Origin of the sequence: Micromonospora sp. NPDC001898, assembly GCF_042891255.1 — a bacterium.
Lineage (GTDB): Bacteria > Actinomycetota > Actinomycetes > Mycobacteriales > Micromonosporaceae > Micromonospora.
On the sequence record NZ_JBIATC010000001.1, the window covers coordinates 811,615 to 825,101 of the forward strand.

At 72.3% G+C, this 13,487-nt stretch carries 12 protein-coding genes and 1 tRNA gene; 5 read left to right on the forward strand and 8 right to left on the reverse strand.

Features of this window, described 5'->3' with window-relative positions; all coding sequences use genetic code 11:
* Positions 1-28: 28 nt before the first annotated feature.
* Positions 29-931: a Gfo/Idh/MocA family protein gene (locus ACFYZF_RS03920; protein WP_387016063.1), complete on the forward strand. Its 903-nt coding sequence runs from the start codon at positions 29-31 to the stop codon at positions 929-931.
* Positions 932-1,015: 84 nt separating this feature from the next.
* Here the strand turns inward: ACFYZF_RS03920 and ACFYZF_RS03925 are convergent, their stop codons facing one another.
* Entirely contained in the window at positions 1,016-1,207 is a 192-nt protein-coding gene (locus tag ACFYZF_RS03925) for a DUF2795 domain-containing protein (protein ID WP_387015644.1), read from the reverse strand.
* A gap of 138 nt (positions 1,208-1,345) precedes the next feature.
* Here ACFYZF_RS03925 and ACFYZF_RS03930 point away from each other — a divergent pair, with 138 nt between their 5' ends.
* On the forward strand, positions 1,346-2,602 hold the full coding sequence (locus tag ACFYZF_RS03930; RefSeq protein WP_387015647.1) for an erythromycin esterase family protein: 1,257 nt from the start codon (positions 1,346-1,348) through the stop codon (positions 2,600-2,602).
* 58 nt (positions 2,603-2,660) lie between these two features.
* On the opposite strand, the gene ACFYZF_RS03935 is transcribed toward ACFYZF_RS03930, so the two are convergent.
* Together ACFYZF_RS03935 and ACFYZF_RS03940 are read right to left on the reverse strand one after the other, a co-directional pair.
* On the reverse strand, positions 2,661-4,868 hold the full coding sequence (locus tag ACFYZF_RS03935; RefSeq protein WP_387015650.1) for an MMPL family transporter: 2,208 nt from the start codon (positions 4,866-4,868) through the stop codon (positions 2,661-2,663).
* A 44-nt stretch (positions 4,869-4,912) separates the two neighbouring features.
* A complete protein-coding gene (locus tag ACFYZF_RS03940) occupies positions 4,913-5,458 on the reverse strand; it encodes a TetR/AcrR family transcriptional regulator (RefSeq protein WP_387015653.1) in 546 nt (181 codons plus the stop codon).
* A 225-nt stretch (positions 5,459-5,683) separates the two neighbouring features.
* On the opposite strand from ACFYZF_RS03940, the gene ACFYZF_RS03945 reads away from it, so the two are divergent.
* Positions 5,684-6,478, forward strand: coding sequence for an isocitrate lyase/phosphoenolpyruvate mutase family protein (locus ACFYZF_RS03945; protein ID WP_387015655.1), 795 nt, complete (start codon positions 5,684-5,686; stop codon positions 6,476-6,478).
* A 226-nt stretch (positions 6,479-6,704) separates the two neighbouring features.
* Here the strand turns inward: ACFYZF_RS03945 and ACFYZF_RS03950 are convergent, their stop codons facing one another.
* Positions 6,705-8,900, reverse strand: coding sequence for a PQQ-binding-like beta-propeller repeat protein (locus ACFYZF_RS03950; RefSeq protein WP_387015658.1), 2,196 nt, complete (start codon positions 8,898-8,900; stop codon positions 6,705-6,707).
* A 655-nt stretch (positions 8,901-9,555) separates the two neighbouring features.
* Between ACFYZF_RS03950 and ACFYZF_RS03955 the strand changes: the two genes are divergently transcribed.
* Both ACFYZF_RS03955 and ACFYZF_RS03960 read left to right on the forward strand, forming a co-directional pair.
* A complete protein-coding gene (locus ACFYZF_RS03955; RefSeq protein ID WP_387015661.1) occupies positions 9,556-10,173 on the forward strand; it encodes an RICIN domain-containing protein in 618 nt (205 codons plus the stop codon).
* 292 nt (positions 10,174-10,465) lie between these two features.
* Positions 10,466-10,636 carry a hypothetical protein gene (locus ACFYZF_RS03960; RefSeq protein WP_387015663.1) on the forward strand — a complete coding sequence of 57 codons (171 nt, stop codon included), beginning with the start codon at positions 10,466-10,468 and terminating at the stop codon, positions 10,634-10,636.
* A gap of 144 nt (positions 10,637-10,780) precedes the next feature.
* On the opposite strand, the gene ACFYZF_RS03965 is transcribed toward ACFYZF_RS03960, so the two are convergent.
* From ACFYZF_RS03965 to ACFYZF_RS03980, 4 genes are all read right to left on the reverse strand, one after another.
* A tRNA-Arg gene (locus ACFYZF_RS03965) sits at positions 10,781-10,852 on the reverse strand.
* 137 nt (positions 10,853-10,989) lie between these two features.
* The gene (locus ACFYZF_RS03970) at positions 10,990-11,682 is read right to left on the reverse strand and encodes a winged helix-turn-helix domain-containing protein (protein WP_387016064.1); all 693 of its coding nucleotides are present in this window, start codon (positions 11,680-11,682) and stop codon (positions 10,990-10,992) included.
* A gap of 202 nt (positions 11,683-11,884) precedes the next feature.
* Entirely contained in the window at positions 11,885-12,550 is a 666-nt protein-coding gene (locus tag ACFYZF_RS03975) for a DUF305 domain-containing protein (RefSeq protein WP_387015665.1), read from the reverse strand.
* Positions 12,551-12,575: 25 nt separating this feature from the next.
* Positions 12,576-13,391, reverse strand: coding sequence for a DUF3105 domain-containing protein (locus ACFYZF_RS03980; protein WP_387015668.1), 816 nt, complete (start codon positions 13,389-13,391; stop codon positions 12,576-12,578).
* Positions 13,392-13,487 lie beyond the last annotated feature (96 nt).

Sequence of the window (13,487 nt, forward strand, 5' to 3'; positions counted from 1 at the left end):
GTCGGCGACGACACCGGGAGTACACGTGCTGCGGTTCGGCTTGTTCGGCACCGGCCACTGGGCCGCGGAGACGCATGCGGCGGCGATCGGCGCGCACCCCCGCGCCGAGCTGGCCGGGGTCTGGGGCCGCAACCCCGACAAGGCGGCGGAGCTGGCGCGGCGGCACGGGGTGCCCGTCTTCACCGAGGTCGACGCGCTGATCGACGCCTGCGACGCGGTCACCGTGGCGCTGCCCCCGGACGTGCAGGCCGACATCGCCGTCCGAGCCGCCACGGCCGGTCGGCACCTGCTGCTGGACAAGCCGCTGGCGCTCACCCTCGCCGACGCCGACCGGGTGGTCGCCGCGGTCGGGCAGGCCGGCGTCGCCTCCGTGGTGTTCTTCACCCAGCGGTTCCACCCGAACGTGACCGGCTTCCTCGCCTCGACCGCGGCGGCCGGGGGCTGGCAGCACGCCCGGGCGACGATGTTCACGTCCATCTTCCAGCCCGGCAACCCGTACGGCGCGTCGCAGTGGCGGCGGGACCGGGGCGCGCTGTGGGACATCGGCCCGCACGCCCTGTCGATCATCCTGCCGGTGCTCGGCCGGGTGACCCGGGTCACGGCCATCGACGGCCCGAGCGGCCTGGTCCACCTGCTGCTCACCCACGACGGCGGGGCGACCAGCACGGTGTCGCTCACCCTCGACGCGCCGCCCGAGGCCGCCACCCGCGACTTCGTCTTCTTCGGGGAGAACGGCGCGCTGGAAGTCCCGCCCGGGGACGGCAATGCGCTGACCGCGCTCTCCACCGCGATCGACCAACTCGTCGAGGAGATCGACGCCGGTGCCCGGGACCACCGTTGCGACGTCCGGTTCGGCCGGGAGGTGGTGGCCGTCCTCGACGCCGCCGAGACCGCCCGTGCCGAGGGCCGCACCGTCGCACTCCCGGGCTGAGTCGGCGGGCCGCTCGGGGCCTCGCTGCGCCGGCACCGCCCCGGGCCGAGCGGCACCCATCAGCTTCGGGCGGCGGCTCGTTTGTCAGGCGAGACCGCTCAGCGCCTGACTCAGCTCGGTCGGAGAGCTGAACTCCTCAGCCGGCAGTGCGCGGAGCATCTGCAACACCTCCGTGCTGGCGCCGTTCTCCTGCCCCCAACGGACCAGGTCCTCCCGGGAAGCCGGGTAGTCGAGCCCGGCCAGGTACTCCTGCAACTCCGTTCCACTGACCGCCATACCAGCCCACTACCCGCTGCCCGGCAGGACATGCCCGGGTGGTCCGCGCCGCGCCGCGCGGAGGGGGCGGGGCCCGGCGGAGAGGGCGGGCCCCGCCGGCGGTCGGTTTGCCCCGAACCGGGCCGGGTAGCCGCGGACATGCTGGTACAGCGGCTCGGCGCGCCGAGCGACTTCGATCCGTTGCTGGAGCGGATCCGGGACGCCCGGATCGTGATGATCGGCGAGGCGACGCACGGCACCCACGACTACTACCGGCTACGCGAGCAGCTCACCCGGCGGCTCATCGCCGAGCGGGGCTTCTCCTTCGTCGCCGTGGAGGGGGACTGGCCCGACTGCGAGCGGGTGCACCGGTCGGTCACGGCCGCCCCGGACGGCCTCGCCGACCCGCAGGTCGCCCTGGAGCGTTTCGAGCGCTGGCCGACGTGGATGTGGGCCAACGCCGAGGTGGCCCGGTTCTGCCGCTGGCTGCGGGCGTGGAACCTGGAGCAGCCGGTCCCACGGCGGGCCGGCTTCCACGGCCTGGACGTCTACAGCCTCTGGGAGTCCATGCAGGCGATCTTCGACTACCTGGGCGAGGAGGACCCGACCTCGCTGGAGGCCGCGCAGGAGGCGTACCGGTGCTTCGAGCCGTACGGGCGGCGGGTCGAGGAGTACGGCGCGGCGAGCCGGTTCGTCTCGGCCCGCTGCGAGGAGGAGGTGGTCAAGCTGCTGGCGCGTACCCGGGAACGGGCCGCCTCGGACGGCCCGGACCGCTTCTCGGCCTGGCAGAACGCGGAGGTGGTGGCCGGCGCGGAGCGCTACTACCGGGCGATGGTGGCGGGCGGCCCGGAGTCGTGGAACGTGCGGGACATCCACATGGCGGACACCCTGGACCGGCTGCTGGACTTCCACGGCCCGGACGCCCGGGGTGTCGTCTGGGCGCACAACACCCACGTCGGCGACGCCCGGGCCACCGGCATGGCCGCCGACGGGCTGGTCAACATCGGCCAGTTGGCCCGGGAGCGGCACGGGGCGGACGACGTGGTGCTGGTCGGCTTCGGCAGCTACCGGGGGACGACGGTGGCGGCTCCCCGGTGGGGGTCGCCCGCCGAGGCGATGGTGGTGCCGCCGGCCCGGCCCGGTTCGGTCGAGCGGCGGCTGCACGAGCTGTTGCCGGAGCGCGCGGTGCTGATCTTCGGCGGCCCGGACCAGCCCGGCTGGGTCACCGAGGAGCACGACCACCGGGCGATCGGCGTGGTCTACGACCCGACCTTCGAGTCCTGGGGCAACTACGTGCCGACCCGGCTGGGCGAGCGCTACGACGCCTTCGTCTGGTGCGACGACACCACCGCGCTGCACCCGTTGCCCGCGCTCACCTCGTTCGGGGAGATGGAGACGTACCCGGCGGGGGTCTGAGCCGGACGGGCCCCGCCCCGCCGGGTCAGCGGCGGTGCGGGGCCCGGGGCCGGACCGGTCAGGCGTCGGCCGGCTTCTTCTCGGCGAGGTGGGCGCGCAGCCCCTCGCCCTCGATGTCCACGTTGGGCAGCAGCCGGTCGAGCCAGCGGGGGATCCACCAGGCCGCCTTGCCGAGCAGCGACATCACCGCCGGGACGATGGTCATCCGGACCACGAAGGCGTCGATGGCCACGCCGATGGCCAGCGCGAAGCCCATCGACTTGATGATCGGGTCGTCGAGGAAGACGAAGCCGCCGAACACCGCCATCATGATCAGCGCGGCGGCCGTGACCACCCGGGCGCCGTGTCCCATGCCGTTGACGGTGGCCTGCTGCGCGGTGTCGCCGTGCACGAAGTCCTCGCGCATCCGGGAGACCAGGAAGACCTCGTAGTCCATGGCCAGGCCGAACAGGATGCCGATGAGCAGGATCGGCAGGAAGCTGACCAGCGGGCCCGGGGTGTCCAGGCCGACCAGATCGGCCAGGTGCCCCTGCTGGAAGATCGCGACGGTGATGCCGAACGTCGCGGCGACCGTGAGCAGGAAGCCCAGGGCGGCCTTGACCGGTACCAGGATCGACCGGAACACCAGCATCAGCAGCAGGATCGACAGGCCGACGACGAGCACCAGGTAGACCGGCAGCGCGTCGGAGAGCTTCTCCGACACGTCGATGCCGATCGCGGTCGCGCCGGTCAGCAGCACGTCCGCGCCGGTGACGCCGGAAACCCGCTGGCGGATGTCGTGCACCAGGCTCTCGGTGGCCTCGTCGGTCGGACCGCTCTTGGGGATGACCCCGATCAGCGCGGTGCGCCCGGTCCGGTCGGTCTGCGCCGGGGCCACCGCGAGCACCCCGTCCGTCTGCTGGACGAGCTGCGCGACCTGCGGTGCGGCGGCGGCCGTGGCCTCCGGCGAGTCCGACGTGACGAGGACCGCGAGCCGGCCGGTGAAGCCCGGCCCGAAGCCCTCCCGGATCAGCTCGTTGTTCACCCGGGCCGGCGAGCCGGCCGCGGCGGTGCTGGCGTCCGGCAGGGCCAGCCGCATGTCGGGGGCGGGCAGCGCGAGCAGACCCAGGCCGAGCAGGGCGACCAGGATCACCGGTACGCGCAGCCGGGTGACCAGGCGTGCCCAGCGGAACCCGAAGCCGGACCGGTCCTCCGCCGCGGCCGCCGCCTCGGGGGTCCCGGTCGGGTCCGCGCCGTTGGCCGCCGCCTCGGCCTTGCGCAGCTTGCGGGGCAGCACCCGGGTGCCGGCGAAGCCGAGCAGGGCCGGGGCGAGGGTGATCGCGACCAGCACGGCGATGGTCACCGTGCCGGCGGCGGCCAGGCCCATCACGGTCAGGAACGGGATCCGCACCACCGCGAGGCCGGCCAGCGCGATGACCACGGTGGCGCCGGCGAAGACCACCGCCGAGCCGGCGGTGCCGACCGCCCGGCCGACGGCCTCCTCGGGGGACAGCCCCTCCATCAGGTTCTGCCGGTGCCGGGAGGTGATGAACAGCGAGTAGTCGATGCCGACCGCCAGGCCGAGCATCAGGGCGAGGATCGGCGCGGTGCTGGTCAGCTCGATGACGCTGCTGAGCGCGAACAGACCGGCCATGCCGACGCCGACGCCGATCAGCGCGTTGAGCATGGTCATTCCGGCCGCGACCAGCGAGCCGAACGTGATGACCAGGACGACCGCCGCCACCAGCACGCCCAGCGCCTCGGTCGAGCCGATCTCCGGCTCGCCGCCCAGCACCTCGCCGCCCGGGGCGATCTGCCAGCCCTGCGCCTCGGCCTGCGCGCCCACCTTCTCGTACGCGTCGCGCTGGGCGTCGGTGACGTCGTCCGCGCGGCCGGCGAACTGCACCTGGATCAGCGCGTACCGGCCGTCCGGGGTGATCGCCTGGGCCTGGTACGGGTCGACCGCCCCGACCACACCGGGCAGGGTGGCCGCCTCCTGGGTCACCTGCTTGACCAGGGCCTGCCCCTCGGGCGTGGCGAGCTGGCCGTCCGCCGGAGCCTTCACGGCGATGGTGCCGGTGGCCCCGCTGGCCTCCGGGAACCGCTCGCTGAGCAGGTCGATCGCCTGCTGCGACTCGGTGCCGGGCATGGTGAAGTTGCTCGTTGTCGGGCCGCGCAGCGTCGCCGCGGCGAGGCCGAGGCCGACGAGCACGACGAGCCAGACGACGGCGACGAGCCGTCGGCGGCGCAGCGAGGCTCGGCCGAGCCGGTACAACAGGGTCGCCATCAGATCCTTTTTCTCGGTCGTTGGTGAGCTGGACGGTGGTGGGGTCAGTCGGGAGGTGCCAGTGCCCGCCGGACCAGGCCGAGCAGGGCGTCGCGCAACTCGTCGTCGGCGACGTCGCCGAACTCGCCGCACGTCTCGGCGATCCCGGCGAGGACGACCAGCGCCGCGATCCGGTTCGCCGGGCGCGTCGAGTGGCCGGCGAGCGCCGCGATCAGCCGCTCGGAGATCTGGTGTACGTGCGCGAACTCCGGCTGCTGGAGCAGCTCGGGGAACTCCCCGCGGAGCAGCGCGATCTGCCGCCGGAAGCGCACCGCGAGGTTCACGAAGCCCTCGCCGGCGACCCGCTGGGCATCCGGGCCGGCCAGCCCGGCGAACCGGTCGTCCAGCTCGTGCAGCGCCGTGATCGCCGGGGCCATCAGCTCGCTGAGCAGGGCCTCCTTGTTGGCGAAGTGGTAGAGCACGGTGGCCTTGGAGACGCCCACCTCGCGGGCGATGTCCTGCAACGAGGTGCCCTTGTATCCGGTGACGGCGAATCTCCGCGCCGCCGCGGCGAGAATCTCGGCGTGCGTCTCCGATACCACCCGAGCCATGTCGCCCACCCCCCGCCCACCAGCATGCCTGACCGATCGGTCAGGCCCTGACCGATCGGTCAGAGAAGTCGGGTGGCATTCGCCACAGCCCGCCGTTCCGGGGTTCCCGGTACCCGTTCGTACCATCCGACACCGGTGCCGGATCGGATCCGGGTACGGCGCGGGCGACGAGACACGGCTCTTTCGAAGAACAGCCGTCGCCCCGATGGCTGCGATGATGCGGTGATGACCGAAAACTCATCGACTCCCGCCGAGCGCGCGGACGCGCTGCGTGCCCTACACAAGGCCGGCGACCCGCTGGTCCTGCCCAACGCCTGGGACGCCGGTTCCGCCCGGGCCGTCGCCGCGGCCGGCTTCCCCGTCGTCGCCACCAGCAGCGCCGCGGTCGCCGAGTCCCTCGGGTACGCCGACGGCGAGGCCACCCCGGTCGACGAGATGTTCGCCGCCGTCGCCCGAATCGCCCGCGCCGTGCCGGTCCCGGTCACCGCCGACCTGGAGCGGGGGTACGGTCTGAGCCCGGCCGAGCTGGTCGAGCGGATGCTCGCCGTGGGCGCGGTCGGCTGCAACCTGGAGGACTCCGACCCGCGCACCGGGGCGCTGTACGACGCCGAGGAGCAGGCCGACCTGCTCGCCGCCGTCCGGGCCGCGGCCGACGCGGCCGGGGTGCCGCTGGTGCTCAACGCCCGGATCGACCTGTACCTGCGTGAGGCCGGCGATCCGGCCGGGCGTACCGCCGAGGCGGTCCGCCGGGCCCGGCGCTACCGGGCCGCCGGGGCGGACTGCGTCTACCCGATCTTCCTGGGCGACCCGGAGCAGATCGCGGAGTTCGTGGCCGGCGCGGACGCCCCGGTGAACCTGGTCTTCAGGCCGGGCGCCCCGAGCCTGGCGGAGTTGGCCCGGCTCGGCGCGGCCCGGATCAGCTACGGCGCCGGCCCGTACACGGCGGTCAAGGCGCGGACCGCCGCGCTGCTCGACGCGGTCCGGGCCGGCAGGAACCCGTACGCCCCGCCTTCGGCGTAGGGCGCCCGCATCCCGGTTCCGGTTGCCCCGCCGGGCGGCCGGGCCGGGAGGGTGGGGTGATGAGCAGCGCGGAGCCGGGCCGGGGCACCCCCGATCGCCGGGGTGCAGGCCGTGCCCGAGGGGTGAGCGCCGCCCCCGCGCCCGGCGGGCCGAGGAGCCGGTCCTGGTCCCGGCCCCGCCGCCCGCCCCCGTTGACCGGCGGGGCGGGCGACGCGTCACCGGATGGTCAGTCCACGGCGATGCCGTGCAGCAGGCCGTCCTGGTCGCCGACGAGGAGCATGTCGCCGATGACGACCGGCGGGCTGTAGCAGTTCGCGGTGGTGGTGAGCTGGAGCCGGGCCCGGACCGACCCCGTGGTGAGGTCGAGGCCGACCAGCAGGCCGGTGGTGGTCGGGGTCCACGCGACGTTGCCGTGGATCGCCGCGCCGGTGTTGACCGGGCGGGCGCCGAGGCCGGTGGTCCACCGGGCCTGGCCGGTGGCCGGGTCCACCCGGGAGGCGGTGCGACCGCCGTCGTCGAACATGAGCACGTCGCCGTTGTCGAGCAGCAGCTTGGGCGCGTAGATGTAGGAGCCGGCCATCGACCAGCGGGCCTCGCCGGTGGCGGGGTCGAGCGCGAACGCGTTGGTCACGGTGGACACCAGGAGCAGGCCGTTGGAGAGCACCTCCAGGGTGTCCGCCCAGGGGCCGTAGATGAGGCGGCTGTAGGCGGTGGCGCGGGTGGTGGTGGAGAACGACCACAGCGCGGCACCGGTTCGGGCGTCGTGGGCGTAGACGTTTCCGTCCCCGGCACCGGCGTACACCCGGGCACCGTCGCTGGCCGCGCGCCCGGCGAACATGCCCTGTCCGGCCACGGTCCACACCGTCTCACCCGAACGCGCGTCGAGGGCCTGCCGGGTCTGGCCGGCGGAGAGGACGACCAGGGTACGGCCGTCGACCGTGGTCACCAGCGGGCTGCCGAGCACCGGGGCACCGGCGTCGTGGGCGAACCGGCGGCGGCCGGTGGCCGGGTCGAGGGCGTAGAGGCGGTGGTCGTCGGAGGGTACGTAGACGGTCCCACCGTCGGGGGCGAACGCCGGCCGGCCGTGCACCGGGCCGATCCGGGTCTGCCAGCGTCGTTGCAGCCCGCGACGGGTGGGCCGGGCGCCGATGACGGTCCCGCCCGTGGTCGCGGCGACCAGCAGATCGTCCCGGGCGGCCAGGCCGGCCTGCACCGGTGCGCCGAGCTGGTCAGTCCAGCGCAGTCGCCGGCCGGCGTCGGGGAGAGCGAAGGCGCGGGTCTGCTCGTGCCAGGCGCCGTCGGGGTCGGTGACCCGTACGGTCATCCGGTGCTCGCCGGGTGGCAGGGTGGTGATGTCCAGGCCGCCGGTGTAGCGGCGGCCGGCGGAGTCGGGGGAGAGATTCCGCCAGGGTCCGGCGTCCTTGAGCCCGTAGGTGTGCTGCGGGTAGAGCTTGGCCTGGACGTTGGCGGCCCGAACGTGCGGGGAGAGCCGTACCGACACGGCCAGCGCGGCGCCGGCCGGGTCGAGCGAGACAGCCTGGGGCCGCTGCTCCGCGGCGATCCGCGGGCCGGCGAGCGGAATGTCCAGCACCGGCCGGGACTCGGCACTGCCGTCGGCGGCCCGCCGCACGGCCGCCACCTTCAGCACCGGGCCGTCGGCCCCGACCGCGCGCTGCACCCAGTAGTAGATGGGCGCGCCACGGGTGTCGTCGACCGCCAGCTGGGTCACCCCGTTGAACCGCTGTACCTGCTCCTCGTGCACGTGCCCGGCGAACATGGCCCGCACGTTGTAGCGGTCGAGCAGCTTCAGCAGCCGCTCCTGGTCGGAGACGTAGTAGTTGTCGCCGCCGAACGGGAAGTGGCACAGCAGCACGATCGGCACCCCGGGCGCGACCTTGTCCAGGTCGCGGGTCAGCCACTCGATGCCGGACTCGCCGAACCCGCCCGGCTCCTGGAGCAGGTGGCTCGGGTCCAGCGCCACGAAGTGCAGGCCGTCGAAGTCGAACGAGTACCGCTTCGGCCCGAACAGCGATCCGTACCGCTCGCCGGCAGTGCTGTCCCACCGCCAGTCGTGGTTGCCCGGGACGTGCCGGATCCGGGGCCGCAGCGCCGCCGGGATGGTGCCCAGATAGGTGTCGTACTCGGCCACCGAGCCATGTTCGACGAGGTCTCCGACGTGGCAGACGATCGGCGCGTTCGCCGCGGCGATCTGCTGGTACACCCAGCGCACCCCCTCGGTCCGCTCAGGAAGATCCACGTCGATCTGCGTGTCGCCCAGCAGGGCGAACCCCGACGACCACTGCCTGCCCGGCCCGCCGTGCACGGGCGAGCCGGCCGCCGCGGGCGACCCGCCGACCATCGCGCCGGTGGCCGCCGCGGTGACCGTGCCGACGCCCAGGCCGAGCAACCGGCGTCGGTCCATCGAGAGACGGGCATGGTCCTGAGCTGGCAACGATGGCATGGTCTGTTCCCTTCCGGCGGGCTCGCTTGGAATGCCGGGGAGTTTGGCACGGCCCCAACCGCCTGACCAACGGTTCTCCAGCAGATTCCCGGCGATTTCGCAGGAAATCGTCAACCTGGCTGGACGGGTGGTTGATTCCTTGCAATCGCTACCAGAGCGTCGTCGCCACTGGTGAGGACAGCGTCGCCGGCCGCGCGCGGCTGCCTCGCGTTGTGATGGCGGAGGAGTGGGCCGGGAGGGTCACGCAAGAGCAGGTCAACGCTCGTGTCCTCGATCGGGTGCCGACCGCTCGGCGCGAAGCAGCCGCGCCACGTGCTGTGTGAGTTCGCTGGGGACGTCGAGCCTGGCGGAACGGGCGATCGCGTGGAGGCCTCCCCATCGGCGTTGCAGACCTCGTTGAGATCACCTCACTGCCGCACCAGTGGATCGAGCCCGGCGGCTGCGTCCTCGTTTGAGTGATGATCGTTTCGTGCCGGCGTACTGAACGCGCACGCAAGCGTTTGATCGTGCCCGATTGCGCAGGATTGAGGACGACAACATCCGACCAGCTATTGCAACCCCTCGCTCCCGCTTGGATACTTGTGGAAGACATTTACCTCTACGAATGGATGAATGCATGATTCACTCCCACCGCGGCAGCCGCGTCTTCGCAGCAGGCTTTGGGGCGGTTATTCTCGCCGTGAGCCTGCTGGTGTGGCCAACCGCCGGAGCGACGGCGCAACCGGACATTGCCGATCCGAACGGCAGGACAACTATCCAGGCTAGCTACCATCAGCTGCAGAACCCAGACACCAATATGTGCCTGACGCTCTATAACGGTAACGCGTACGATGGCGCCCCGTTGGTCGTCATGCCATGCGACCCTGCGGTCGAAAATAACTTGTGGACAATTGCCGGTGAAAGTAGCACTCTTGTGAGCCAAGCCGACAACACCAGATGCGTCGACGTCTACGGCGGTACAGCCGCCGACGGAGTTTCCGTCGTCAACTGGGGGTGCCACGGCTTGCAGAATCAACAATGGACCCTTAACAACGACGGAAGGCTCTTGAGCAACTTGGCAGGCGGCCCCTGGTGTCTCACTATCTACGGGGATAACCCGTCGGCCGGAGCGATCGTCATCCTGAAAACCTGCCCGGGAGCAACTTCGTCGTCGTCCCCAGCGCCGTCGCCGTCGCCGTCGCCGTCGACGTCTGCGTCTCCGGCGATAGATCTTGCTTTGTGGAAGTACGTCTAGTAGATGGTGTGAGTGCTGCCGCTAAAGTGGTCATCCGGCGATTAACCCCGCCATCGAGTTTCGTAATCGGCTCGGTGTGGTCGCTGGAGAGGATCGAGGGATAGATCCCGACCCCTTGTTGTTTGAAGGATCTTGTGGACCACGCCAGCCTCGACGACGGTGCCTCCGGCCGATGAACCGGGGGCACTGTCGATGTGGGGCGGCCCTCAGCGCGTCGTCTTGTTGGCCCTTACGAAGGTGGACCAAGGTGGTGGTGGCGAAGGTGAGGTGGGGCCGGTCCTGTCCTTGCTTCGTGGCGAACCTACTGGTGCGGCCGGTGCCGGAGCGGTTCCGCGAGCCGGCGGCGGCGACTGCCCGGTCGCCGGCGACCGCGACGCACTCGCCGCTGTTGCCCCCGCTGCGGGTGCTTGTGCGCCAGTGGGCGCCGGTCCCGCCGATCCAGGCAGCCGAACGGGCCGGGTAGTCGCGACTGACCCGCGCCGGAACTTCGGCGCCACTTCGGCACCCGCCAGGGGCCGTTGACGGCCGGACACACGATGAAGGCCGCTGACCGGGTTTGCCCTGGTCGGCGGCCTTTCTGTGCTGGTCAGATATTTCCTGGCAAGTGTGCCCCCGGCAGGATTCGAACCTGCGCCACCGCCTCCGGAGGGCGGTGCTCTATCCCCTGAGCTACGGGGGCTCAGCGACTGGTGAAGACTAGCAAATGGCCCCGCCGATCGCCGAATCGGTACCCGGTGAGCGACTTCGTGTCGACGGGGCGGTGCCGGCCCTGTCGGGGGCTGCGTTGGCACCGCCCCGCCGGGGCCGCCTGCGGCTTCAGGCCGCGACCGCGCGTCCGCAGCTCGGCAGCGGGCGCAGCGCGATCCGCCGGGGCAGCCGGCGCGGCCACTCGTTCCTCGGCCAGGAGCCGTCGACGATGAGGTGCACGGGCCGCTCCTCGGCCCCGCTGAGCCGCAGCACGAAGTCCCGGGGCAGCGGCGGGTCGACCGACGGGGTGGTCACCATGAACCGGACCCGGCCCCGGGACGAGACGGCGGAGACCACGTCGGCCGCCGGCATTGTCCCGCGCAGCCGTACCCGGCCGAGCCAGTAGACCTCGGCCAGGTGCTCCTGGGCGGCCCGGGCGATCGCCGGGTACTCCAGGCGCACCCAGCGCTCGACCGCGCTGACGCAGAGGCCGCAGGCGCGCTCGCGCGGCTCGCGCGGCCCCAACCCCCAGGCCCGCAGGTACGCCCCGACGGCGCCGACGTCCATCGCCGGGTCGAAGCGGCGCTGGATGAGCGTGGTGAGGCTCTGCCGTGTCCACAGCTCCTCGTCCAGGCCGAACTCGTCGGGGTGGACGCCCCGCAGGACATCGATCAGTTCCAGCTCCTGTTCGCGGCTGAGCGTTCCCGGCTCGCCCTGCCGCTGTCCGCGACGGACGGCTGCCACCGTTCCGTCACCGCCGATGGTGTGGCGCCGGCACCAGCTGGTGACCGAGCGCCCTGCGTCTCTGAGTGCAACCCCCACGTCCTGCGCAACGAGCCCGAATCGCAACTGGTCACGATATGTGGGTAGAAAAGTCCATCAAATGCAGCAATCGGGTGTCCTGCCGCCAAAGCGGCTAATCGGACATGTGGCCGTCGGGGTGCGGGTGCCGGTGGCAGACGGAAGGCCCGCGCCGACCGCCGGGCGGGCGGTGGCGCGGGCCTTCCGGGTCGTCGAGGACTCCTCAGCCCTTGAGTCGGGCGAGGGCGGCCCTGAGGTTGGTCAGGTCCGTCTGCTGGGTGTTCTTCATGGTCCGGGCGGTACGCACCACGTCGGACTCGTCGCTCACGTCGAGGATGCCGTCGATCATGTGGACGCCGCCGGTGTGATGATCGATCATCAGTTCCAGGAACAGGACGTCCAGCTCCCGGCCCTGGGCGGCGCGCAGCTTCGCCAGCTCCTCCGGGGTGGCCATCCCCGGCATCAGCCCGTCGCGCACCGTGTCCTCGCCGTCCGGCATCCACGCCATCCGGGGCTGCGACCCGGTCGGGTCGAGGCCCCAGGAGCGCAGCCACGTCTGCATGGTGCCGATCTCGCCCTGCTGGCCGGTGGCGATGTCGCCGCCGATGCTGACCACCTCGGGGTCGGTGCCCTGCCGGAACGCGATCAGCCCCATCTCCACCGCCTGGGCATGGTGGCCGGTCATGTCCCGGGCGAAGCCCGCCTCGGCCGAGGCGTCGCCCGGCCGGGTGAGCTTCGGCGTGAGCAGGCCGCCCGCGTACCCGAGGAGGAGGCCGACCACGACGGCGGCGGCGACCACCAGGACGCCGAACCGGCGCACGGGCGGCCGGCCGCCGTCGTCCACCGGGCCGTCAGCCAGGTCGCGGTCTGTCGTCGTGGGTGCGGTCATCGGGTTCTCGTCCTCGCTGTCCGGATCACTGGGTGGGCATCGGGGTGCCGTCACGCGGCGTGGTGCCGGTGGCCGTGATGCCCGGCTGCCCGCAGTTGGCGGTCGGGCCCTCGATCGAGGCGTTCACCCGCAGCGTCTTGACGAACTCGTCGATCCGGCTGTCGTCGGCGTTGTCGACCTTGAGCTGGTATCCCCAGGTCTGGAGGGAGATCGGCTTGTCCAGCCCCTCGTACGGGCTGAGCATCAGCTTCTCCTGGCCCTGGACCTTGTCCTTGAGCTTCGCCACCTGGTCGGCGGGCAGGTCGGGGCGGTAGGTGATCCACACCGCGCCGTGCTCCAGGCTGTGCACCGCGTGCTCGTTGGCGATCGGGGCCTCGTAGACGTCGCCCATGCAGTTCTGCCAGGTCGCGTTGTGGGGGCCGGCCACCGGCGGGGACTGCGCGTACTTGATCGAGCCCGCCTGGTGGTTGCTGCCCTTCACCAGCTCCGGGTCCTTGTCGCGGAAGTTGACGATGCCACTGATGTCGGCGGCCCGCTTCTCCCACGACTTCGAGCCCTCGAACGAGGCCCACGCGCCGTAGCCGATGATCGCCACGGCGAGCACGCCGACCGCGACGAACAGCGCGATCGGCCCCCAGGACCGGCCCTGGCTGACCTTCACCGGGGCGATCGGCTTGCGGGGGCCCTTGCCCTTGCCGCCAGCCGTGGGGCGTGGGCTGTCGCCCGTCGACTTGCCGGCCCCGGGCTTGGCGCCGGACGCGGGCCGGCCCGCCGCCGGCTTCTTGCCGGTGGTGACCACGGTCGGACGGCGCTCTGGGCCGCCCGGGGTGCTGATGCTCATCGTGCCTCGTCAGGTCGGTCGGTCAGGGTGGGTGGCGGGCCGGATATCACGCGCAGGGTCGCCGCCGAGTGCCCGAGTCTACCCCCGATAACATGG

Excerpts from the sequence above, each read along its gene's own strand:
- ACFYZF_RS03925 (WP_387015644.1), bottom strand. The coding sequence starts at position 1,207 with ATGGCGGTCAGTGGAACGGAGTTGCAGGAGTACCTGGCCGGGCTCGAC.
- ACFYZF_RS03940 (WP_387015653.1), bottom strand. The coding sequence starts at position 5,458 with ATGGCTCGGGTGGTATCGGAGACGCACGCCGAGATTCTCGCCGCGGCG.
- ACFYZF_RS03975 (WP_387015665.1), bottom strand. The coding sequence starts at position 12,550 with ATGACCGCACCCACGACGACAGACCGCGACCTGGCTGACGGCCCGGTG.
- ACFYZF_RS03945 (WP_387015655.1), top strand. The coding sequence starts at position 5,684 with ATGACCGAAAACTCATCGACTCCCGCCGAGCGCGCGGACGCGCTGCGT.
- ACFYZF_RS03955 (WP_387015661.1), top strand. The coding sequence starts at position 9,556 with ATGATTCACTCCCACCGCGGCAGCCGCGTCTTCGCAGCAGGCTTTGGG.
- ACFYZF_RS03950 (WP_387015658.1), bottom strand. The coding sequence starts at position 8,900 with ATGGACCGACGCCGGTTGCTCGGCCTGGGCGTCGGCACGGTCACCGCG.
- ACFYZF_RS03980 (WP_387015668.1), bottom strand. The coding sequence starts at position 13,391 with ATGAGCATCAGCACCCCGGGCGGCCCAGAGCGCCGTCCGACCGTGGTC.
- ACFYZF_RS03930 (WP_387015647.1), top strand. The coding sequence starts at position 1,346 with ATGCTGGTACAGCGGCTCGGCGCGCCGAGCGACTTCGATCCGTTGCTG.
- ACFYZF_RS03935 (WP_387015650.1), bottom strand. The coding sequence starts at position 4,868 with ATGGCGACCCTGTTGTACCGGCTCGGCCGAGCCTCGCTGCGCCGCCGA.